This window comes from Streptomyces sp. NPDC046203 (genome assembly GCF_040646255.1).
Classification (GTDB): domain Bacteria; phylum Actinomycetota; class Actinomycetes; order Streptomycetales; family Streptomycetaceae; genus Streptomyces.
Window position 1 is genome coordinate 184102 of sequence record NZ_JBEYZX010000008.1, and the last position, 20144, is coordinate 204245.

The window sequence follows — 20144 nt, forward strand, 5'->3', positions numbered from 1 at the left end:
TGCGTCGATGAGGGTGACGCAGAGCCCAAAAGTCTGCGTCACCGTTCGTCACCTGCGTCACCGGCGTCCGTGCGACAAGCAAGAGGAGCACCCGGGCCGGGCGGCGGTGCTCCTCTTGCTCTTCGGCGGCTTGCCGCCGCCCAAGAGTCGTGCCGCGAAGCGGCTCCTTCTTCACGCTCGAAGGCCCGCACAACAACAGACACAGACCCCTCTTTTTTTCCTAAGTAGGAAGACGCTGCGTCACCTGCGTCACCACAGGCCCAAAAACCGCCCCTGACCTGCGTCGATGAGGGTGACGCAGAGCCCAAAGGCCTGCGTCACCGTTCGTCACCTGCGTCACGCCGTGACGGACGGCTGCGTCACGGGTGACACAGCCCGCGCCCCTCTGCGTCACCGAAAATCGCAGGTCAAAGCCCCTAAGTGACGCTGGCGACACAGTGACGCAGAAATCCCGACCTCGGACAGATGTCGGCCACCCCGCCAAGGAGGTGCGGTGACGGAGTCCTGCCCGTCGTCAGGCCGCAGGCAGCCGATCGGTGTGATCGGTGAGTCCGTGCGCTCCACAAGGAGCGGTCGGACGCTGGGCGAGCCACCCCGATACGCGCGGCCCACCGTTGACGGCTCCGCCATCGGTGACGGTCCGGACGTAGGAGAAGCCGTGCTGAAGGTAGTAGTCCTGGAGCCTGGCGTTCGTCGTCCATGCGTCCAGACGGAGCCAGGCGGCCCCGGAGTGGAACGCCCGGTCCCCAGCCCAGTCGAGCAGTCGCCCGCCGAGGTCACGCCCGGCGTGAGTGCGAGCGACGGTCAGCTTGTTGATGAACATCGACGGATCCGCGAGTTCCCACTCGCTCCACAGTCCGTCTTCGGCGTCGGGGGTCAGCGTGATGGTAGCCGCCGTCGCAGCTCCGTCGCGGACCATGAAGACGACACCCTGCTGGATCGTGGCAAGAAGCTTGTCCGCCGGGTACGGCCGCTGCCACTGGTCCGTGCCCAGGTCAGTCAGCCATCCGGCCGCTTCCTGTCTGAAGGCCAACAGCTTGGAGAGGTCGTCGGGGGTGGCGGTCTCGATGATCACAGTTGCACGTCTCCCTCGCGGGCCGAAAGGCTCCCGATCTCGTAGTTCATGCGGTTGAGGTCGCCCCGGAAGGTCGTGATCGTGCACCGGATCGACTTGGTGTCCGAGTAGCCGGTCCGCGTCCAGAGCATGACGGGGACACCAGCGGATACGTCCAGCAGGCGCGCCTCTTCGGGGGTGGGCATCCGGGCCGCGATCTCATCGAAGTACCCGACCTGCTCGACGCCGACTCCCGCGAGATAGCGAGTAGTCCCCTCCTCGATGTCCCCCGGCTCGGCGAGTCGAGGGGCTTCCTTGACCAGCCAGTCCGGGTAGTAGGTGGCCTGGGTCGACCAGGGCACGTCGTCCACGAAGCGGTGGCAGAAGCGGAGGACGGTCGTGGACTCCCGTCCTACCTTGAGCCGCTTGGCGACGTACTCAGTCGCCGGGGCCACCTCGACGCGAAACGTCTGGGTGGGTCGACGGCCGGCGGCCGTGACGTCGGTGTTGTACGCGTCGCCGTTCTGCGGGAACGTCAGGTTCTCGAAGCGGGAGGCGTTCAGCTCGAAGGGCTCGTGCTTGCGAACCTCGTATCCGAGGCCCTGACTGGATGAGATCAGCCCCTCGCTGACCAGCAGCGCAAGTCCGGAGCGGACGGTGTTCCTGGAAGCGCCGAAGCGCTCGCTCAGCTCACTTTCGGATGGCAGGCGAGAGCCCGGCTTGTAGGCCGCGTTGTCGATGTCTCGGCGGAGGGCGTCGGCGAGTTGCCGGTACTTCGGCTGCTTGGTCATGCGCCCATGATGACTCACTCGCTCAACTTGTTGGTACATGCAGGCCCCGATCGCTTGACGTCTCACTGTCCGTGGGTGCAACATCACTGCATCAGCTTGTACCAACAAGTTGAGCAAGCGGTGCAGCACCATTAAGCATGCCCGCTTGCGGCGGTATTCCCCAGGCGGGGAGCACCGTCAGAAGTTCAAGGCGGGGACGCTGCAATCCCGCTGAAGGCCAGAGGACAGGGTTTCGGCCCGACTGGCGAGGTGGCCCGGTGACCGCGAGCAACGGCCGGAGGGTGGGGACTAGGTCCCCCTTGCAGTGCTTGTTCCGATCCGATCGACCCAAGGGGTCTCGATGCATCGCCGACAACCTTCGGCGTCACCCGCGCTTGACCATCCGGGTGGCCACGCCCACCGCGTCACCTGATCTGTCCGCAGTCGCACTGCGGCCGGCTGCCTCCCTCGCCCGTCCGGCCCTACTGGGGGCCGTACGGGCGGGGTAGCAGGGAGTTGGAACACCCCATCACACCAAGGGAGTTCATCGTGGAAGCTGTCGTCACAAGCGTCGTCGCGGTCGTCGGCACCCTGCTCGGCGCGGTTGTCGCCGGGGTCCTCCAGCACCGGCTGACTCGACAGGAACGAATCGCGGCCCAGGACAGCGAACTGCGGCGCGAACGGCTGGCCGCCGTCACGAACCTGGTCGCCGCGATCGCCGAGCACCGCCGAGCGATGTGGGCGCGCGAGAACCTGCGGCTGAACGGTGCCGACAGCGCCGTCTACGAGCATGCTCGGACCGCCAGTCACACCACCCGGGCCGCAGTCACCGCCCCGCTCACCGCCGTACAGATCCTCGCCCCGGCCCTCGCCGAGCACGCCGAGACCGCCGCCCGGACCACCTTCAGCCTTCGCAACGCGGCCACCGAGGACATCCTCGCTGCCCGCCGGGCGGCCGCGATCGAGGCCGCCGACCGGCTCGTACACGCCGCCGTCACCGCGATCTGACCTCTACCGCCCCGACGGTCTCTCGGCCGGGTTCGACTCCCGGCCGGGGCGCTGGCCCGCACCAAAGACGAACCCCCGGAGTAGCCGCTCCGGGGGTTCTTTGCGGGCCGCACCCACCCCTCTCACAGAAGGAAGCGCGACCCAATGAACTTCATCGCTGCACTTCAGCAGGCTGTTACGGCCGTCCCGTTCAACGGTGAGCCGTCGGATGCGGAGCTGGATGCGATCGAGCAGGAGATGCCGCTGATCGACGCGGAGATCGAGCTTCTCGACGCGCAGATCGTCACCCTCGACCGTCCCGCGAACGAGGTCGACCAGCAGCGCATCCGCCGGGCCCGGAACAGGGTCCTGGCCGAGCGGTGCAACCTGGCGAACCGCGCCACCCAGTCGCCGGTGGGTGGCGCCGCATGAGCGGCCTGCCCCTTGAGGGGCTGAACGCCCCGCTGACGGCGCTTGTCACGTTGCAGGCGGAGTTCCCGCATCTGCCGGCCCCGACGGTGAGCATCTCGACGATCTTCCCGGAAGCGCTGGCGCTGAAGTTCTACGACGACGACTACTCGGCCGCCGGCTTCGCCGCGTTCGAGGCGTGGCGGGAGGCGCTGGACATCGACCCGCTGACCGTCGTTCACAGCGTTCAGGCTGACGGCCGGACCGGCGTCTTGGGCGCTCACGGAGCCTTCGCCGGAGCGGTCGTGGAACTCGTGGCCTACGTCACGGTCCAGGCCCCGGAGTCGGCGTCCACGGCCCGTGTGTCGATCCCCGCCTGCCACACCCACTGACCTGAGGAGATCACCATGGCAAGCAACAGCAACCGGGTCCACAACTTCCGGCAGCAGCAGGCGGAGCAGCCGTTCGGGCCGCCTCGGCCCCGGCAGGCCACGCCCCGCTCGAACCAGAGCGGCCAGTCGAAGAGCAACAAGTTCGCCGCCGACGCGGGTGCGGCAATCGGTGGGTTCATCGGCGCGATGGGCGGATCGTTCGCCCCGCCGATCAACCTCACGGTCAACACCACCAAGGGCGGCTCGACGTCGCTGAAGGCCCAGACCACGCACTTCATGCTGGGCGAGCCGGAGTTCAACTCGACCGAGGACATCCGGGCGTACTGCAACAACGTGCGGGCGCTGATGGTCCAGTGCGCGATCGAGCTGTCGATGGGGGCCGCGATCCTGGAGGCCCGGCTGGGGCAGGCGCAGTCGCTCCCGGACGACAACATCGTCCAGGCCCGGCTCCGGGCCAAGAACGTCGCCCGGAAGCTGAAGAAGGCCGCCGACGGGGCGACCGCCGCCGCGAAGAACTCGGTGGCCGCGTACGCGGCGTTCCAGCGCGAGTACGCCGACCTGATGCGACCGCGTCCGCAGCGGCCCGCGACGACCACGCCGTTCCGGTACTGAGGGGAGGGGATCCTGATGGCGAAACAGCAGAACATCCAGCAGAACCTCCCGGCGGTCTCGTCCACGGGTCACACGGCGAAGTCGTGGCTGTGGCGGCAGGCGCAGCCGTTCGTGCCGCCGTGGATCGTGACGGGTCTCGTCGGGGTGGCCGGCGGCGGCGCGAACCTGGCGTGGGACGGCTCTCCGTGGGCGGGCATCGGTCTCACGCTCGGGTCGGTCGCGCTCACGGCGGTCACGTGGACGGCAGGGGTCAAGTCGGGGCGTCAGCTGCGTCTGCACTCGGCGATCACGGTGGCGTCGGCGTCGGCCTGGACGACGGCGGCCGCGATCTCCGGGCCGTTCTCCGGGCCGCTCGCGAACCTGTACCTGATGGGCGGCGCGGTCCTCGCGCTGTCGTGGAACATCCGCAAGGTACTGGTCGCGGGCGGCATGGTCGAGACGTCCGGTGCGTCGGACAAGGGCCTGATGGAGAAGGTGGGTCTGGCCCGCACGCTCCTGAAGAACGTCAAGGTCGAGCCGAACAAGGTGACCGCCGCCTACGAGCTCCCGGCGGGCGAGCTGACGAACGGGGACCTGGGCAAGGCGCGGGACCGACTCGCCTCGGCGCTCGACGTGCCCACCACGGCGATCCGGATCGAGCACGACCCGGACTCCGCCCGGCGTGGACGGATCGTCATCGTCCCCGAGGACATGCTCAAGGAACCGACGATCTGGCCCGGCCCTTACGCACCGGGCGCGTCGGTCGCGGAGCCGCTGCGGATCGGGGTGTACGACGACGGCTCGGACCTCCTGCTGCCGCTGCTGGACGCGATCCACATCCTCGTCATGGGGATGACCGGCTCCGGCAAGACCGAGGGCGCCCTCGACCTCCTGCTGGAGCTGCTGACCCGGCGGGACGTCGTGGTCTGGCTGGCCGACGCGGCGAAGGCCGGCCAGGACTTCCAGCCCCTGGTGCCCGCGCTCGACTGGGCGGCGCTCGACACCCCGTCGGCCGCCGCGATGGTCGCGGCCGTGCAGACCGTCATCCCCGCGCGTACCGCGTGGCTGCGCGACCACGGCTACCGGGCGTGGGAGCCCGCCGCCGCCGAGCGGCAGACGGACCGCAAGCACTCGTGCCGCAAGGACGGCAAGGCGTGCGGCTGCGACGGACTGCAGTACCTCGTCGCCTGGTTCGAAGAGGCGGCGAAGCTCCTGCGCGAGCTGGGCGATGACGTGTTCACCGGCATCGCCCAGGAGGCCCGGTCGGCGGGCGTCACCTTGGTGGTCTCGATGCAGCGGGCATCCGGCTACCAGCTCTCCACCGACACCCGTGCCTCCCTCCCGTCGGCCATGTGCTTCGGGGTCAAGGGCGACGACGCGAGCTTCGCCCTCCCGGAGGAGGTCCTGGACGCGGGCGCCGACCCGGCCGCCTGGGGCAACAAGCGCAAGGGCTACGTGTACCTGGCGAGCGCGGGCGTCGACGAGGACCTCCACGCGACCCCGGCAAGGACGTTCTGGACCGGCCCGTCGGGCGAGTACGAGCGGATGGCGGCATACGTCGTCGAGCGGTTCGGGGCCGTCCGGGCCGAGATTGACGCGGTGACGGCCGACACTGCCGCGAAGGTCGCGGGCCAGTTCTTCACCAATCGAGTCGTGCGCGCCATGGGCGACGCGGAACTGGAGCCCCTCGTGGTCGAGAAGCTGGAGGAGCAGGGCTACGAGCCCGAGCCCAACGAGCTGGTCGACTCGGAGGACGCGGACCTCGACCCCACCGCCGAGATCCCGCCGGCCGGAGCGAACACCGCCCTCCCCCCGGCGGACAAGCCGTCCCCGGAGGAGGCCCGCGAGCTGCTCGACCAGCTGGTGCGGATGCTCGCCGGAATGGGGCCCGGCACGGTCGCCGTGAAGGACCTCGGCCCGTACCTGGAGCAGCTCGGCCGCGACCGCTCCTGGGTCTCCAAGGAGATGAAGCGGCTCGCGGAGGAGGGGCGTCTGGCCCCTACCGCCGAGGCGGGCGTCTACCGCCTCGTCCCGGTCCTCGCCGGGGTCTGACGCCCACCAGCAACCACAGGAGGAGAGATGGACCCGATCGACCACGAGTGGCACGCCCTCGACCTGGCGCAGCTGATCAATGACTACGAAGAGGCGGACCAGGCGGAGTACGCGGAGTTCATGGCGGAGATGGACGCCCGCGACGCCGAACGCGGCAACTGACGCTCCGCCACACAGCCGCACACCCCCGCACACCACACGCAGAGGGCCGACCCGGTTGCCCCCGGATCGGCCCGGACGACCACGGAGGACACCGTGACCGACCACCCCCAGTATCCCACCGGACGGCAGATCACCGACGCCGATCTGCTCGCCGCACTCATGCCCGACAGCCCGGCCGGCGCCGCTCCGGCCGCTCCGGCCGCTCCGGCGACCACCGTCCCGGCGGTGCCCGCCCCGCAGTTCGATGTCGCCGCGCTCTTGGAGCTGGCCCGCCGCCAGGGCGCCCTCGAAGCCGCGGTCACCCAGAACGCCCCGGCCGCCGAGACGTCGGGGCCGATCGTGCCCCGGTGGGCCGTTGGCACCGCCGTCGCCAGCGTCGGCATCGGCGCCGGCGCCTGTCTCCTCGGCTGGGCGCTCGACCTCCTCGCCACCGGGGCCGCCGCCGTCGCGGCCGGGATCACCGCCGCCGCCCCGATGCTCCTGATCGGCGCCGTCCTGGTCGTCGCCCTCCTCGCCCGCCGTTCCAAGGGCGGCGGCATCGAGGTCACGCAGACGATCACCCAGACCATCACCCAGTCGGTCAGGGGCGGTGACCGTCGGTGATGCGCCTCGACACGCAGCGCCAGGTCGACATGGCGGAGAAGATCCTCCGCCTCGTGTGGGTGATCGTCGGCGGCGCGATCCTCTTCTCCGTCTTGACCGTGACCCCGCTCGTGGAGCGCGTCACCGACGACGACTGGGACTGGACGGCCCCGATCCTGCCCACCGTGGTCGACGTCGCCGTCGTCATCACGGTCCGCGTCGGTGAGATCGTCGCCCGCCTTGACGGTCACCCCGGCCGGTGGCCGGACCTCTTGCGCTGGCTCACCGGCGGCATGACCCTGCTCCTCAACATCGGCGACTCGATGCTCCGCAGTGACTGGGTCGGAGTCGGCGTCCACGCGGTCGCCCCGATCCTGCTCATCGTCACGGCCGAGGCCGCGATCGGATGGCGCCGCGCGATCACTCACGCGGTCGCCCGCATCGAGCGTGAGCGGGCCGAAGAGCGTGAGCAGAAGGAGCGTGAGCGGCAGTCAAGGGCGGAGCGCTCACGCATCGAGCGTGAGGGGCGTGAGGCACGCCAGCGGGCCGACCGGCAGGCCTCCGAGGCGGCTCGGGCGGCCGAGCGTGAGCGGGAGCGTGAGGCCGAGAACCGCCGCCGCGAAGAGGATCGAAAGTCCGAGGAGGCGCGCCGTACTCACGAAGCACAGATGGAGCGGGAACGTCTTGCTCACGAGGCAGCCGAGGCACAGGCCGTCCGCGAGCACCAGGCAGCCCGGCACCGTGAGGAGCAGGAGCGGACCGATCGGATCGCCCGTGAGGAGCGGACCCGGGACGAGGCGGAAAAGAAGGCGCGGGACGACGCGCAACGGGCCGAGCGCGAGCGGAAGGCCGCTGAGGCACTCCGTCAGACCGAGACCGTGAGGGCTCCCCGCCCGGCCGTGAGTGCCGCCGTGAGTGACCGCCGTCCCGTCGTGAGTGCCACCGCGAGTGCCCCCGCCCTCACGACCACTCACGAGGCCACCAGCAACGACCAGATGCCGAAGGAAAAAGCGCTCACGGTCGTCCGTGAGGGCCTGCGCGACGGCATCTCCCAGAGCAAGCTCGCCACCCTCACGGGGTGGTCCACGGGCTGGGTCGCCAAGCAGGCCGCCGCCCTCAAGGGCGAGGAGGTCTCCGCGTGAGCACCGACGACCTGACCGCCATGCACGCCGAGGTCCGCGCCGAGATCACCCGCACCGACTCGAAGGCGGGCCTGCTGCTCGCCTTCGTCGGCGCGGTCCTGGCCGGCGCCGGAAGCATCGCCCACGACGTCCCGATGACCCTGCCCGCATATATCGCGGGCGGCATCGGCGCCGCGCTCCTGGCCGCCGCCGCCGTCCTCCTGCTCCACGTGGTCCGGCCCCGCCTCGGCGGCCGACACGGCTGGCCGCTGTGGGCGACCCTCACCCCGCAGCAGCTCCTTGCCGCCGAGCCGCGAAACCTGGCCGACGACGTCGTCGGCCTCTCCCGCCTCGCCGCCGTGAAGTTCACCGGCCTGCGGCAGGCGATCGACCTGATCCGCACCGCCGGCGCCTTCTTCGTCGTGGCCGCCGTCCTCGCGCTCGCCCTCGGAGGTGCCGCATGACCATCGTCATCCGGATCGTGTCGTACGGCATCGGCCACAACGACGAACCGCGGGCCCACCGCCCCGTCGTCGTCGACACCACCGAGCTGCGCAACCCGCCCGACGACCCGGCCGTCCGCGCCCGCCTCACCCAGCTCACCGGCCTCGACCCCGAGGTCCACCAGTACGTGATGACCACCCCCGGCGCCCGCCGGCTCGTCGACCGCCACGTCCGCGAGATCGACCAGCGCGCCGAGGCCGGCCAGACCCGCATCGACGTCCTCGTCCACTGCTACGGCGGCCGCCACCGCTCCGTCGCCATCGCCGAACAGCTCGCCACCGAACTCGGCCGCCTCGACCACGTCGTCCAGCTCCACCACCGCCACATCGACCGCCCGCTCCTCCCTTCCCGCCGCAAGGAGACGCGATGACCCCGGGGAAGAAGCGCAACGGCTACGCCGGCAGGATGCCGACCGGCACCTCGGGCAGCCGACCGAAGGGCAGCAATCAGCGCCCCGGCAACAACGCCAAGGGCGACGAGCACCCCGACCTTCACCGCAAGCCCCACGGCCCCAAAGCCTCCTGACCATGGACGCGATCCCCGTCCTCGGTTGGGGCGACAGCTCGCACTTCGACCACACCCGGGACCGGCCCTGCTGCCTGTGCGGCAGGCCGACCCCGCTGCGGTCCCACGCCGGAGAACCAGTCCACAAGGTCTGCGCCGAGGACTGGAACCACGCCCACCCCGACGCGCCCCGGCTCTATACCCCGCCCGACAAGCGGGACCCGGACCGCCCCCAGCACTGCGTGGGCACCGTCCGCTTCCACAACGACGGCCCCAACACGCCGATCCTCAGCCGCCGCACCCGCACCGCCACCCCTCAGCCCCTCAACCCGGACGACGGCGAGGACTTCTTGTTCGCCGCCTGACTCGGAGGACCCATGCGACCGCGCATCCGCCGCACCGACTGGCCCCGTCCGGCCCTGATCCTCACCGACACCCCTCGCCCCGACTGCTCCGACTGCCGGGGCGAGGGCGGATGGAACCGCGACTACGGCGACCCCATGACCGGCGAGTACGCCGGGTCCGACTGGGACCCCTGCCCCTGCTGGGACGAGAACCGCCGCTGGCTCCTCGTCCCGGTCCCCCGGCTCCCGCGCCGCGAGCAGCCCTACACCGACCCCTGGGCCACCACCCACCACAACGACACCCCCTTCTAGGAGCGCCATGACCTTCCAGACCATCCGTGCCGCCAAGGCGACCCGGCAGGGCGTCCGCGAGTACAACGCCGACTCGGCCGCCCTGCACACCGCCCCCGGCACCGACATCACCGCCGGCGCCATCGTCGACGGCATCGGCAGCAGCCCCGAGGTCGCCCACCTCGCCCACCTCGCCGCCGAGACCGCCGCCCGCATCGGCGCCCGCCGGACCGCGATGATCGGCATCCTCGCCGCCGCCGAACTCGCAACTGTCCCCGCCGGGGTCGACGAGTGCCCCGACGGCGTCGCCGTCCTCGCCGTCGCCCGCCCCCGACGCAGCACATCGATCGCCTGGACCGGCGACGCCCGCGCCTACGGCTTCGACGGCAAGCGCCTCGTCCAGCGCACCACCGACCAGACCATGGGCCAGTGGCTCCGGTACTCCGGAGGAACCGACGCCGAGATCGCCGGCGACTTCGACACCCTCGTCCTGTCCTCCCTCTCCCTCTGCTCCATCGCCACCGTCCGCAGCGCCCGCATCACCGACCCCGTCGTGATCCTCACCAGCGACGGCATCCACGACTCCGTCGACCACGACCACCTCGAAGCCCTCGCCCGCGCCCACCACACCGACCCGCAGGCCCTCGCCGACGCGCTCGTGAACGCCGCCCGTGCCGACGACACCGGCTACCGCGACGACGCCACCGCCATCGTCCTCACCATCCCGTAACCGCCCCAGCTCTCACCCGACACACGAAGGGCGGCCCCGCCCCACCAGGGTTGGGGCCGCCCCCGGGTCTGGAGGACCCATGCGACTTCGCATCCGCCGCACCGACTGGCCCCGCCCGGCCGTGATCCTGGCCGACACCCCTCGCCCCGACTGCCCGGACTGCCAGGGCTATGGCGGGCACACCCGACGCTTCGGCGACCCGTACGGCGACGGATTCAGCGAGTACGGCGGCCCCGTCTGGGAGAGCTGCCCCTGCTGGGACGAGAACCGCCGCTGGACCGTCCTGCCGCTCCCGCGCTGCCGCATGTCCGGTTACAGCGACGAACCGCCCTTCTAGAAACCGAGGGCGGCCCCCTCTCGCCAAAGACCGGGGCCGCCCTCATCTCCCGATCCACACGACCTGGAGGTCTCCCAGCATGACCCAACCCACCGACATCCGGCGAGAGCGCGACGCCCGGCCGCGTCTGCTGGACCTGTTCTGCTGCGCCGGCGGCGCCGCCGCCGGATACGCGGCGGCCGGGTTCGACGTCGTCGGCGTCGACATCCGCCCCCGCCCCCACTACCCCTTCACCTTCGTGCAGGCCGACGCGCTCGACTTCCTCGCCGACCTGATCGCCACCGGCGAGATCGGACGGTTCGCGTTCGTCCACACCTCCCCGCCGTGTCAGGCCGGGTGCGCCCTGACCGTCGGCACCAACCAGTCCCGGGGCTGGGGCCGCAGCCACGTCGACCTCGTGCCCGCCACCCGGCGGCTGCTGGAGGCGTCCGGCCTCCCGTACGTCATCGAGCAGCCCAACGGGAAGGCCGAGATCCGCAAGGACCTCACCCTGTGCGGCGAGATGTTCGGTCTCGGCGTGCTCCGCCACCGGAACTTCGAACTCGGCCGCTGGAGCGTCGAACAGCCCGCTCACCAGCCGCACCGGGGCCGGGTGCGCGGCTGGCGCCACGGCCGGTACCACGACGGGCCGTACGTCGCCGCGTACGGCAACGGCGGCGGCAAGCCGTCCGTGCCGGAGTTGCAGACGGCGATGGGCATCACCTGGACTGACGTCCGCGAAGAGCTGACCGAGGCGATCCCGCCCGCGTACTCGCAGTGGATCGGCGCCCAGTACCTCACCCAGGCCCGGACGGAGGTGGCCGCGTGAACAGCATCTCCACCATCGCCCCGGCCCTCGCCGAGGGCGGGCTGCCCGTGCTGCCGCTGGGGGCCGACAAGCGCCCGTTCGGCAACTGCCCAGCCTGCACGGATCTGGCGTGTGGCGGGCGGCCGAACATGCAGACCCCCGGGCCGTGCGCCTGCCCGTGGCCGTGCCACGCCTGGGCCGCCGCCACCACCGACCCCGCCGTCCTCACCTCCCCGCAGTGGACGGCCGCGTGGCGCCGGGCCCGCGCGATCGGCTACCACCCCGGCGGCGCCAGCGTCACCGTCGTCGACCTCGACAACACGGACGCCGTCGACTGGGCCCGCGCCACACTCCCGCCCACGACGACCGTGACCACCACGCGCGGGGAGCACTGGATCTACTCCGGCACCACGCGCTCCGTGAACGGTGTCCGAAAGGACGTCGACATCAAGTCGACCATGTCCTATGCCCGCTGGCTCGGCCCCGGCACCGGAACCATGGCGGTTCTGCCGGAGGTTGTCCGCGAGCTGGTCGTGAAGACGCCGTCCACGGTCCGGCCGGCGCCGCGCGCGCTCGCCGTGCCCGCGCCCGCAGGGGGCGGGCAGTGCCGTCACCGCGTGCCCTCCTATCTGGAGCGCGGGATCACCATGGCGGAACAGCGGATCACCGAGGCCACCAGCGCGATCCACAACACCGTCTACGCCACGTTCCTCGCGGTGCTGTCCGCCCACGGCCGGTGCGGCTGCCTCACCGAGGCGCACATGGACCGTCTGTTCGCCGCCGCGCAGGCCAAGGGTGAGTCCCCGCGGCACTGCACGGCCGCCTGGTCCAACGCTCTTGCGGCGCTGGGGATGTGAGCGCCGTGTCCGAGGACGAGAAGAACCCGCCCCGCAAGGTCATCAACGACTACGCGCAGGAACACTTCCGGTACTTCCGCACCATCGACGGCACCGTCTACGCCCAGCGCAACGGCCACCCCGTCGCCCGCCCCATGCGCTCCCAGGGCACGACCGGCAGCCACCGCCAGGAACTCATGGCCCAGATGTTCCGCGACGGCCTGGGCGTCTTCAACGGCACCGCCATGAAGGAGGCACTCGACTTGATCGAAGCACTCGCGCTCACCGAGAACGTCCAGCCCGTCCACATCCGCGTCGCCCCCGGATTCGACGGCGCGACCTGGCTCGACCTCGGCCGCGACGACGGCAAGTCCGTCCGCATCCACCCCACCGGCTGGGACATCCTCACCCCCGACCCCCGAGAGGTCTGCTGGCGCCGCACCCAGCTCACTGGCGAACTCCCCCTCCCCACCAAGGACACCGACGGCAAGGGCATCGACCTGCTGATGCGGCTGTGCAACTTCGCCAACGCCGAGGGCGAGAGCCTCGCCCTGGCCTGGCTGATCGGCTGCCTCGGCCCCGACGTCCCCGTCCCCGCCCCCTTCCTCACCGGCCCCCAGGGCGCGGGCAAATCCACCGCCGGCCGGATGCTCGTCCGGATCATCGAGGGGATGAGCGGCGATTTGCGCCGGGCCCCGAAGGACGAGGAGAACCTCATCACGGCCGTCGCCGCCGGGTGGGTCACCGGTCTGGACAACCTGAGCCACCTCGGGCCGGACCTGTCCGACCTCATGTGCTGCATCGTCACCGGCGCCGAGAACATCAAGCGGGCCCTGTTCACCGACGGCGACGTCGTCCGTGCCCGCTACCGCCGGCCGATGCTCCTGACCGGGATCGACGTCGGCGTCATCCGCCCCGACCTCGCCGAGCGACTCCTCCCCCTCCGCCTGGAACGCCCGAAGGTGCGGCGGACCGAGGCGGAACTGTGGACGGAGTTCGCCAGTGACCTCCCGGTGATCCTCGGCTCCGTGCTCGACCTGGCCGTCAAGGTCCGCTCGACCGAGGCCGACATCCCCACCGACCTGCGCATGGCCGACTTCGCCCACCTGTGCGCGCAGCTCGACGCCGCCGCCAGCATGGGCGCGCTGGACGCCTACCGCGCCAGCCTGGACGACCTCAACGACGACGTCATCGAGGGCGACCTCCTCGCGCAGACCGTCCTGAAGCACGCCGCCGGCATCGACCCCGGCACCGAGGTCCGGATGACGTCCGCCGAGTGGCTGCACATCCTCACCCAGCTCTACACCGGCGAAGGGGAGTTCCGGCCCCTGCCCAAGGGGTGGCCCACCACCGGCAAGGTCCTCTCCGACCGTCTCAAGCGACTCCAGCCCGTCCTGGCCGCCCGTGGCCTCTTGGTGGACTGGGGCCGCACCCGCGCCGCCCGCTACATCGAGATGACACGCCCCGTGCCCCCGGCCGACGAGCAGCAGCAGGCGTTCTGACCCGCGCCCCGAGGTCCCAGCCGCACAGGCAAGAGGAGCACCCCGGGCCGGGTGGCGGTGCTCTTCTTGCTCTTCGGCGGCCCGTGAGCACCGCCGCTCACGAGACCGCTCACGAGGCGCCCGGCCCCCGGCGGCAACCGCTCAACCTCCAAACGACTCGCCAGGACGACCCCCGGGCCCACTCCCCCTCCGCACACCGGACACGAGGAGCCACCACCCCTCATGGTCAGCAAGCCGCTTGAGACCCTGCGCGCCGGACTCCCGGACCGCTACCTGACCCCCGAGGACATCGCCGCGATGTTCTGCGTCCCGATCGAGACCGTCTACCACTGGCGCAAGCAGCGCACCGGCCCGCCCGGCTTCCGCGTCGGCCGCCACGTCCGCTACGACCCCGCCGCCGTCCGCGCGTGGGTCCAGCAGCAGGCCGCCACCGACACCGCCGCCTGACGCCGCCACACACCCGCACACCCGCACAGCGCGAATCCCCACATCACGCGGGGTGTGCGGGAGGCCGCACACCGGCCCGCACACCCCGCCGCACACCACCCGCACACCCCCTTCCGTGACGGCGTCACAGGCGCACCACCCGAGAGGAACAGCGCACATGGCAGGCCACATCCAGGACCGCTGGTTCAAGACCGAACCCGGCCCCGACGGCAAGCCCCACCGCATCAAGACCGACCGGCACGGCACCGGCATGCGCTACCGCGCCCGCTACGTCGGCCCCGACGGCACCGAGAAGTCCAAGAGCTTCCCCGACAAGCAGAAGCGCCTCGCCGAGCAGTGGCTCAACGAGACCGCCGCCGACATGGCCCGAGGTCAGTACGTCGACCCCCGCGCCGCCCGGATCACCTTCCGCCAGTACGCCGAGAAGTGGCTGGCGACGTGGGGCGGCGACCCCAATACGCGTGCGTCCATGGAGTCGCAGCTCCGGCGGCACGTCTTCCCGTACGTCGGCTCGCGCCCTCTCGGCTCCTTCCAGCCCGAGCACGTCAGGGAGTGGCTGGCGAAGCTGGAGGAGAGCGGCGTACGCGGCCCCTACGCCCGGACCATCTACTCCAACGCCCGCGCCGTCCTGAGCGCCGCCGTGGACGACGGCTACCTGACCCGGAACCCCTGCTCCGCGCGGACCGTCAAGGCGCCGGCCATCGAGCGGAAGCGGGTCGTTCCCTGGTCGGTTCCGCGCGTGTTCGCCGTGCGGGCCGGGCTGCCCGAGCGGTATCGGAGCATGGTGGACCTGGGCGCGGGCTGCGGCCTCCGCCAGGGCGAGATTCTGGGCGTCACCGAGGACGCCCTCAACTTCGAGAGCGGCGTTCTCCACGTCGTCCAGCAGCTCAAGCTGAGCCGGGGCAAGCCGGTGTTCGCTCCGCCGAAGGGCGGCAAGCTCCGCGACGTGCCGCTTCCCGGTCCCGTCGCCGAAGCGCTGCGGGACCACCTGAAGCGGTTCCCCCCGGCAGAGGTCACCCTGCCCTGGATGATCCCGGGCGCGTCCAAGGTGACCAAGCGCCTGGTCTTCACCGCCCCCATGGGTGGTCAGGTCTGGCGCCAGTCCCTGAACAAGGAGGCGTGGAAGCGTGCCCTCGTCGCGGCCGGTGTCATCCCCGAGCCGGAGACGGAGGAGGAGCAGTACGCCGCGGCACGCGAACACGGCATGCACGCGCTCCGGCACTTCTACGCGTCGGCCCTGCTGGACGGCGGGGAGAACATCAAGGCCGTGAGCGAGTACCTCGGCCACGGGGACCCGGGGCTGACCCTCCGGGTCTACGCCCACCTCATGCCGAGCAGCCAGGAGCGCACCCGGAAGGCCATCGCGGCGGTGTACGACACGGCCCGGTGATCGCCTGACGGCCCAGAGGCGGCCCAGGAAATGAATCATGCCCCCCACTTGCGGAAAAACCGCAGGTAGGGGGCATGATCACGTGGGCTACTTCTTCTTGCCGCGCTTCTCCCGCACCCGCACCGACAGGTGCAGCGGGGTGCCCTCGAAGCCGAACTCCTCGCGCAGCCGGCGCTCGATGAAGCGGCGGTAGCCCGCCTCCAGGAAGCCGGAGGCGAAGAGGACGAACCGGGGCGGCTTGGTGCCCGCCTGCGTACCGAACAGGATGCGGGGCTGCTTGCCGCCGCGGATCGGGTGCGGGTGGGCGGCGACCAGTTCGCCGAGGAAGGAGTTCAGGCGGCCGGTGGGGACGCGGGTCTCCCAGCCGGCGAGCGCGGTCTCGATCGCCGGGACCAGCTTCTCCATGTGGCGGCCGGTCTTCGCGGAGACGTTGACCCGGGGCGCCCAGGAGACCTGCTGCATCTCGGTCTCGATCTCGCGCTCCAGGTAGTAGCGCCGCTCCTCGTCGAGCTCGTCCCACTTGTTGTACGCGATGACGATGGCGCGGCCGGCCTCGACGGCCATCGTGATGATCCGCTGGTCCTGCACCGAGATGGAGTCGGTCGTGTCCAGCAGGATGACCGCGACCTCCGCCTTCTCGATGGCGGCGGCGGTACGCAGCGAGGCGTAGTAGTCGGCGCCGGCCTGGAGGTGGACCTTCTTGCGGATACCGGCGGTGTCGACGAACTTCCAGGTCACGCCGCCCAGGTCGATCAGCTCGTCGACCGGGTCGCGGGTGGTGCCGGCCAGCTCGTTGACGACCACCCGCTCCTCGCCGGCGACCTTGTTGAGCAGGGAGGACTTGCCGACGTTCGGACGGCCGATGAGCGCGATCCGGCGGGGGCCGCCGAGGGCCTTGCCGAAGGACTGCTCGGGGGCCTCGGGCAGCGCCTCCAGGACCGCGTCGAGAAGGTCGCCGGTGCCTCGGCCGTGCAGCGAGGAGACCGGGAACGGCTCGCCGAGGCCGAGCGACCACAGCGTGGCGGCGTCGGCCTCGCCGGACTGGCCGTCGACCTTGTTGGCGGCCAGGACGACCGGCTTGCCGGCGCGGCGGAGCAGCTTGACGACGGCCTCGTCGGTGTCGGTGGCGCCGACGGTGGCGTCCACGACGAACAGACAGGCGTCGGCGGCCTCGATGGCGAACTCGGCCTGGGCGGCGACGGAGGCGTCGATGCCGAGGACGTCCTGCTCCCAGCCGCCGGTGTCGACGACCTTGAAGCGGCGGCCGGCCCACTCGGCCTCGTAGGTGACCCGGTCGCGGGTGACGCCCGGGCGGTCCTCGACGACGGCCTCGCGGCGGCCGATGATCCGGTTCACCAGGGTCGACTTGCCCACGTTGGGGCGGCCGACGACGGCGAGGACGGGAAGCGGGCCGTGGCCGGCCTGCTCGATCGCGCCCTCGATCTCCTCCGGGTCGAAGCCCTCTTCCGCGGCGAGCTCCATGAACTCCGCGTACTCGGCGTCGCCAAGTGCCCCGTGGTCGTGCTGGTCGTTCATGAAGTCCGTTCCTTGATCTTGGTGGTCGGTGGGTCCCCGTCGCCGGGGCCCACTACTGAGCACTACTGAGAGTGTCGCTCAGCGCCCGGTGAGGCGCCTGGCGTTTTCCAGATGGCCGGTGAGCCGTTCCTGGATGCGGTGGGTGGCCTCGTCCAGCGCCTTGCGGGTGCGCCGGCCGCTGCCGTCCCCGGCCTCGAAGGGGTCGCCGAAGACGACGTCGACGCGGCTGCGCAGCCGGGGCAGGGCCTTGACGAGCCGCCCGGGGCGCTCGGTGCTGCCCAGCACCGCGACCGGGACGATCGGCGCCCCGCTGCGTACCGCGAAGTACGCGAGCCCGGCGCGCAGCGACGCGAAGTCGCCGTCGCCCCGGGTGCCCTCGGGGAAGATCCCGAGCACGCCGCCGTGCTCCAGGACCCCGAGGGCGTTGCCTATGGCCGTGCGGTCGGCGCCGGAGCGGTCGACCTTGAGCTGCCCGATGCCCTCCAGGAAGCCGCCGAGCGGGCCGACAAACGCTTCCTTCTTGATGAGGAAGTGGACGGGCCGCGGAGCGGTCCCCATGAGCATGGGGCCGTCGATGTTGTGCGCGTGGTTGACGGCGAGGATGACGGGGCCCTTGGCCGGGACCCGCCAGGCGCCGAGGACGCGCGGTTTCCACAGGCCGTACATCAGGCCTATGCCGATGCGGCGGCCGACGGCGGCGCCCTTCGCGGAGGGCTCGGTCACCGGGCGGCCGCCTCGCTGCGCCGCTCCTCCACCAGGGTCACGACGCACTCGATGACCTGGTCGAGAGTCAGCTCGGTGGTGTCCACCTCGACCGCGTCGCCGGCCTTGGCGAGCGGGGAGGTCTTACGGGAGGAGTCGGCGGCGTCGCGCTTGACCAGGGCCTCCCGGGTGGCCGCGACGTCGGCGCCCTTCAGCTCGCCGGAGCGGCGGGCGGCGCGGGCCTCGGGCGACGCGGTGAGGAAGATCTTCAGGTCGGCGTCGGGCAGCACGGTGGTGCCGATGTCACGGCCCTCGACGACGATGCCGCGCTCGGCGCCGCGCGCGATGGACCGCTGCAGCTCGGTGATCAGGGTCCGCACCTCGGCGACCGCGCTGACGGCGCTGACCTTGGAGGTGACCTCCTCGGTCCGGATCGGACCGGAGGCGTCGAGGCCGTCGACGGTGATGGTGGGCCGGGACGGGTCGGTGCCCGACACGATGACGGGCTTCGCGGCCGCGTTGGCCACGGCCTCGGCGTCCTGGACGTCCACGCCGTTGCTGATCATCCACCAGGTGATGGCCCGGTACTGGGCACCGGTGTCGAGGTAGCTCAGGCCCAGCTTGGCGGCGACCGCCTTCGATGTGCTCGACTTGCCCGTGCCGGAGGGGCCGTCGATGGCGACGATCACGGTTTCCACGGTGGGGAACACCTTCCTGGGTGAGCGGCAGACCCCGGCGGACGTGCGGGGACTCCCCCAAGGTTACCGAGTCCCCCGCACCCGTTCGGTCCAGCGGGCCCCTCCTTTCGTGCCGGGGCCCGCCGGGGACCGGGCGAGGGCCCCCGGGGAAGGGCCCGGCGAGGTCCCCGGCGACGATCGCGCCGGCTGTGCGGTGCCGATCCAGCAGGTGCCGGTCGCGCCGGTGCCGGGCCGGTCGCGCCGGTGCCGGGCCGGTCGCGCCGGTCAGCTCGTCCGCAGCGCCCAGCCCCGCTCGCGCAGGGCCTCGCCGAGCACCGGCGCCGCCGCCGGGTCCACCATCAGCTGCACCAGACCGGCCTGCTGGCCGGTGGCGTGCTCGATACGGACGTCCTCGACGTTCACGCCCGCGCGGCCCGCGTCGGCGAAGATCCGGGCCAGCTCGCCCGGCTGGTCGCTGATGAGGACGGCGACCGTCTCGTACGCGGCGGGGGCCGCGCCGTGCTTGCCGGGTACCCGGGCGCGGCCCGCGTTGCCCCGGCGCAGGACGTCCGCCACGCCCGAGGCGCCCGCGCGGCGGCCCTCCTCGTCACCGGACTCCAGCGCGCGCAGCGCCCGTACCGTCTCGTCCAGGTCGGCCGCCACGCCCGCGAGGACGTCGGCGACGGGACCGGGGTTGGCGGACAGGATCTCGACCCACATCCGGGGGTCGGAGGCGGCGATCCGGGTGACGTCGCGGATGCCCTGGCCGCACAGCCGGACCGCCGTCTCGTCCGCGCTCTCCAGCCGCGCCGCGACCATCGAGGAGACGAGCTGCGGGGTGTGCGAGACGAGCGCGACGGCCCGGTCGTGGGCGTCGGCGTCCATGACGACGGGGACGGCGCGGCAGAGCGCGACCAGTTCCAGGGCGAGGTTGAGGACCTCGGTGTCGGTGTCCCGGGTCGGGGTGAGCACCCACGGCCGGCCCTCGAAGAGGTCGGCCCCGGCCGCCAGCGGTCCGGAGCGCTCCTTGCCGGACATGGGGTGGGTGCCGATGTACGGGGTGAGGTCGAGGCCGAGCTGCTCCAGCTCGCGCCGGGGGCCGCCCTTGACGCTGGCGACGTCCAGGTAGCAGCGGCCGATGCCGCCGCGCATCGCCTCGGCGAGGGTGCGGGCGGTGAGCGCGGGCGGTACGGCGACGAGGACCAGGTCCACCGGTCCCTCGGGGGCCGCGTCGGTGCCGGCGCCGAGGGCGGCGGCCGTGCGGGCGCGGGCGGGGTCGTGGTCGCGGAGGTGCACGGTGACGCCACGCGCGGCGAGCGCGAGCGCCGCCGAGGTGCCGATCAGACCGGTTCCGATGACGAGCGCGGTTCTCACTGGGCGATGTCCTTGCGCGTGGGGCAGGTCCGGGGGCGGCGCGCGCGAGGAGCCGTGCCGGGGG

Annotated in this window: 26 protein-coding genes; 20 read left to right on the plus strand and 6 right to left on the minus strand. The window is 71.7% G+C overall.

Going from position 1 to position 20144, the window contains the following annotated elements:
• Positions 1 to 514: 514 nt before the first annotated feature.
• Both ABZ990_RS09835 and ABZ990_RS09840 read right to left on the minus strand, forming a co-directional pair.
• The gene (locus tag ABZ990_RS09835; protein ID WP_361227999.1) at positions 515 to 1075 is read right to left on the minus strand and encodes a GNAT family N-acetyltransferase; all 561 of its coding nucleotides are present in this window, start codon (positions 1073 to 1075) and stop codon (positions 515 to 517) included.
• Positions 1072 to 1845, minus strand: a complete 774-nt coding sequence (locus tag ABZ990_RS09840) for a GntR family transcriptional regulator (protein ID WP_361228002.1) — start codon at positions 1843 to 1845, stop codon at positions 1072 to 1074. The genes ABZ990_RS09835 and ABZ990_RS09840 overlap by 4 nt, the downstream gene beginning before the upstream one ends.
• 528 nt (positions 1846 to 2373) lie before the next feature.
• Here ABZ990_RS09840 and ABZ990_RS09845 point away from each other — a divergent pair.
• The 20 genes from ABZ990_RS09845 to ABZ990_RS09940 all read left to right on the plus strand — a co-directional run bounded on the left by ABZ990_RS09845 (position 2374) and on the right by ABZ990_RS09940 (position 15791).
• Positions 2374 to 2832, plus strand: a complete 459-nt coding sequence (locus ABZ990_RS09845; protein ID WP_361228005.1) for a protein kilB — start codon at positions 2374 to 2376, stop codon at positions 2830 to 2832.
• Between the two features lie 144 nt (positions 2833 to 2976).
• Positions 2977 to 3243 carry a DUF6284 family protein gene (locus tag ABZ990_RS09850; RefSeq protein ID WP_361228008.1) on the plus strand — a complete coding sequence of 89 codons (267 nt, stop codon included), beginning with the start codon at positions 2977 to 2979 and terminating at the stop codon, positions 3241 to 3243.
• Entirely contained in the window at positions 3240 to 3611 is a 372-nt protein-coding gene (locus ABZ990_RS09855; protein ID WP_361228011.1) for a hypothetical protein, read from the plus strand. The genes ABZ990_RS09850 and ABZ990_RS09855 overlap by 4 nt, the downstream gene beginning before the upstream one ends.
• 15 nt (positions 3612 to 3626) lie before the next feature.
• Positions 3627 to 4223: a plasmid transfer protein TraA gene (gene traA, locus ABZ990_RS09860; RefSeq protein ID WP_361228013.1), complete on the plus strand. Its 597-nt coding sequence runs from the start codon at positions 3627 to 3629 to the stop codon at positions 4221 to 4223.
• A gap of 15 nt (positions 4224 to 4238) precedes the next feature.
• Positions 4239 to 6254: a sporulation protein SsgA gene (locus ABZ990_RS09865; RefSeq protein WP_361228016.1), complete on the plus strand. Its 2016-nt coding sequence runs from the start codon at positions 4239 to 4241 to the stop codon at positions 6252 to 6254.
• A gap of 27 nt (positions 6255 to 6281) precedes the next feature.
• A complete protein-coding gene (locus tag ABZ990_RS09870) occupies positions 6282 to 6416 on the plus strand; it encodes a hypothetical protein (RefSeq protein WP_361228019.1) in 135 nt (44 codons plus the stop codon).
• A 93-nt stretch (positions 6417 to 6509) separates the two neighbouring features.
• Positions 6510 to 7019 carry a hypothetical protein gene (locus tag ABZ990_RS09875; protein ID WP_361228022.1) on the plus strand — a complete coding sequence of 170 codons (510 nt, stop codon included), beginning with the start codon at positions 6510 to 6512 and terminating at the stop codon, positions 7017 to 7019.
• Positions 7019 to 8140, plus strand: coding sequence for a DUF2637 domain-containing protein (locus ABZ990_RS09880; protein ID WP_361228025.1), 1122 nt, complete (start codon positions 7019 to 7021; stop codon positions 8138 to 8140). The genes ABZ990_RS09875 and ABZ990_RS09880 overlap by 1 nt, the downstream gene beginning before the upstream one ends.
• A gap of 20 nt (positions 8141 to 8160) precedes the next feature.
• Positions 8161 to 8583, plus strand: coding sequence for a Pycsar system effector family protein (locus ABZ990_RS09885; protein ID WP_361228134.1), 423 nt, complete (start codon positions 8161 to 8163; stop codon positions 8581 to 8583).
• Positions 8580 to 8993 (plus strand): RNase adapter RapZ, encoded by a 414-nt coding sequence (locus tag ABZ990_RS09890; protein ID WP_361228028.1) that lies wholly within the window; start codon positions 8580 to 8582, stop codon positions 8991 to 8993. Before ABZ990_RS09885 ends, ABZ990_RS09890 begins: the two co-directional genes overlap by 4 nt.
• Positions 8990 to 9148 (plus strand): hypothetical protein, encoded by a 159-nt coding sequence (locus ABZ990_RS09895; RefSeq protein ID WP_361228030.1) that lies wholly within the window; start codon positions 8990 to 8992, stop codon positions 9146 to 9148. The genes ABZ990_RS09890 and ABZ990_RS09895 overlap by 4 nt, the downstream gene beginning before the upstream one ends.
• A gap of 2 nt (positions 9149 to 9150) precedes the next feature.
• Positions 9151 to 9492, plus strand: a complete 342-nt coding sequence (locus ABZ990_RS09900) for a hypothetical protein (protein ID WP_361228033.1) — start codon at positions 9151 to 9153, stop codon at positions 9490 to 9492.
• Positions 9493 to 9504: 12 nt separating this feature from the next.
• Positions 9505 to 9783, plus strand: a complete 279-nt coding sequence (locus ABZ990_RS09905) for a hypothetical protein (RefSeq protein ID WP_361228036.1) — start codon at positions 9505 to 9507, stop codon at positions 9781 to 9783.
• 7 nt (positions 9784 to 9790) lie between these two features.
• On the plus strand, positions 9791 to 10492 hold the full coding sequence (locus ABZ990_RS09910; RefSeq protein ID WP_361228039.1) for a hypothetical protein: 702 nt from the start codon (positions 9791 to 9793) through the stop codon (positions 10490 to 10492).
• 79 nt (positions 10493 to 10571) lie between these two features.
• Positions 10572 to 10829 (plus strand): hypothetical protein, encoded by a 258-nt coding sequence (locus ABZ990_RS09915; RefSeq protein ID WP_361228042.1) that lies wholly within the window; start codon positions 10572 to 10574, stop codon positions 10827 to 10829.
• Positions 10830 to 10908: 79 nt separating this feature from the next.
• Entirely contained in the window at positions 10909 to 11637 is a 729-nt protein-coding gene (locus ABZ990_RS09920) for a DNA methylase (protein WP_361228044.1), read from the plus strand.
• Positions 11634 to 12473: a DNA primase gene (locus ABZ990_RS09925; protein WP_361228046.1), complete on the plus strand. Its 840-nt coding sequence runs from the start codon at positions 11634 to 11636 to the stop codon at positions 12471 to 12473. The genes ABZ990_RS09920 and ABZ990_RS09925 overlap by 4 nt, the downstream gene beginning before the upstream one ends.
• 5 nt (positions 12474 to 12478) lie before the next feature.
• Positions 12479 to 13954 (plus strand): ATP-binding protein, encoded by a 1476-nt coding sequence (locus ABZ990_RS09930; protein ID WP_361228049.1) that lies wholly within the window; start codon positions 12479 to 12481, stop codon positions 13952 to 13954.
• A gap of 222 nt (positions 13955 to 14176) precedes the next feature.
• Complete coding sequence (locus tag ABZ990_RS09935; protein ID WP_361228052.1) at positions 14177 to 14401, plus strand: helix-turn-helix domain-containing protein; 225 nt, start codon at positions 14177 to 14179, stop codon at positions 14399 to 14401.
• 157 nt (positions 14402 to 14558) lie between these two features.
• A complete protein-coding gene (locus tag ABZ990_RS09940) occupies positions 14559 to 15791 on the plus strand; it encodes a tyrosine-type recombinase/integrase (protein WP_361228055.1) in 1233 nt (410 codons plus the stop codon).
• Between the two features lie 87 nt (positions 15792 to 15878).
• Here ABZ990_RS09940 and der read toward each other — a convergent pair whose 3' ends face one another.
• The 4 genes from der to ABZ990_RS09960 form a co-directional block, all read right to left on the minus strand.
• A complete protein-coding gene (gene der / locus ABZ990_RS09945; RefSeq protein WP_361228058.1) occupies positions 15879 to 17327 on the minus strand; it encodes a ribosome biogenesis GTPase Der in 1449 nt (482 codons plus the stop codon).
• A 78-nt stretch (positions 17328 to 17405) separates the two neighbouring features.
• On the minus strand, positions 17406 to 18050 hold the full coding sequence (locus ABZ990_RS09950; protein ID WP_361228061.1) for a lysophospholipid acyltransferase family protein: 645 nt from the start codon (positions 18048 to 18050) through the stop codon (positions 17406 to 17408).
• The gene (cmk, locus tag ABZ990_RS09955; RefSeq protein WP_361228063.1) at positions 18047 to 18739 is read right to left on the minus strand and encodes a (d)CMP kinase; all 693 of its coding nucleotides are present in this window, start codon (positions 18737 to 18739) and stop codon (positions 18047 to 18049) included. Before cmk ends, ABZ990_RS09950 begins: the two co-directional genes overlap by 4 nt.
• Before the next feature lie 252 nt (positions 18740 to 18991).
• Positions 18992 to 20080 carry a prephenate dehydrogenase gene (locus ABZ990_RS09960; protein WP_361228065.1) on the minus strand — a complete coding sequence of 363 codons (1089 nt, stop codon included), beginning with the start codon at positions 20078 to 20080 and terminating at the stop codon, positions 18992 to 18994.
• Between the last annotated feature and the right edge of the window lie 64 nt (positions 20081 to 20144).

Excerpts from the sequence above, each read along its gene's own strand:
- ABZ990_RS09890 (WP_361228028.1), top strand. The coding sequence starts at position 8,580 with ATGACCATCGTCATCCGGATCGTGTCGTACGGCATCGGCCACAACGAC.
- ABZ990_RS09855 (WP_361228011.1), top strand. The coding sequence starts at position 3,240 with ATGAGCGGCCTGCCCCTTGAGGGGCTGAACGCCCCGCTGACGGCGCTT.
- ABZ990_RS09885 (WP_361228134.1), top strand. The coding sequence starts at position 8,161 with ATGCACGCCGAGGTCCGCGCCGAGATCACCCGCACCGACTCGAAGGCG.
- ABZ990_RS09870 (WP_361228019.1), top strand. The coding sequence starts at position 6,282 with ATGGACCCGATCGACCACGAGTGGCACGCCCTCGACCTGGCGCAGCTG.
- ABZ990_RS09905 (WP_361228036.1), top strand. The coding sequence starts at position 9,505 with ATGCGACCGCGCATCCGCCGCACCGACTGGCCCCGTCCGGCCCTGATC.
- ABZ990_RS09865 (WP_361228016.1), top strand. The coding sequence starts at position 4,239 with ATGGCGAAACAGCAGAACATCCAGCAGAACCTCCCGGCGGTCTCGTCC.
- ABZ990_RS09940 (WP_361228055.1), top strand. The coding sequence starts at position 14,559 with ATGGCAGGCCACATCCAGGACCGCTGGTTCAAGACCGAACCCGGCCCC.
- ABZ990_RS09895 (WP_361228030.1), top strand. The coding sequence starts at position 8,990 with ATGACCCCGGGGAAGAAGCGCAACGGCTACGCCGGCAGGATGCCGACC.
- ABZ990_RS09915 (WP_361228042.1), top strand. The coding sequence starts at position 10,572 with ATGCGACTTCGCATCCGCCGCACCGACTGGCCCCGCCCGGCCGTGATC.
- ABZ990_RS09900 (WP_361228033.1), top strand. The coding sequence starts at position 9,151 with ATGGACGCGATCCCCGTCCTCGGTTGGGGCGACAGCTCGCACTTCGAC.
- ABZ990_RS09920 (WP_361228044.1), top strand. The coding sequence starts at position 10,909 with ATGACCCAACCCACCGACATCCGGCGAGAGCGCGACGCCCGGCCGCGT.
- ABZ990_RS09850 (WP_361228008.1), top strand. The coding sequence starts at position 2,977 with ATGAACTTCATCGCTGCACTTCAGCAGGCTGTTACGGCCGTCCCGTTC.
- der (WP_361228058.1), bottom strand. The coding sequence starts at position 17,327 with ATGAACGACCAGCACGACCACGGGGCACTTGGCGACGCCGAGTACGCG.
- ABZ990_RS09840 (WP_361228002.1), bottom strand. The coding sequence starts at position 1,845 with ATGACCAAGCAGCCGAAGTACCGGCAACTCGCCGACGCCCTCCGCCGA.
- ABZ990_RS09910 (WP_361228039.1), top strand. The coding sequence starts at position 9,791 with ATGACCTTCCAGACCATCCGTGCCGCCAAGGCGACCCGGCAGGGCGTC.
- traA (WP_361228013.1), top strand. The coding sequence starts at position 3,627 with ATGGCAAGCAACAGCAACCGGGTCCACAACTTCCGGCAGCAGCAGGCG.
- ABZ990_RS09880 (WP_361228025.1), top strand. The coding sequence starts at position 7,019 with ATGCGCCTCGACACGCAGCGCCAGGTCGACATGGCGGAGAAGATCCTC.
- ABZ990_RS09935 (WP_361228052.1), top strand. The coding sequence starts at position 14,177 with ATGGTCAGCAAGCCGCTTGAGACCCTGCGCGCCGGACTCCCGGACCGC.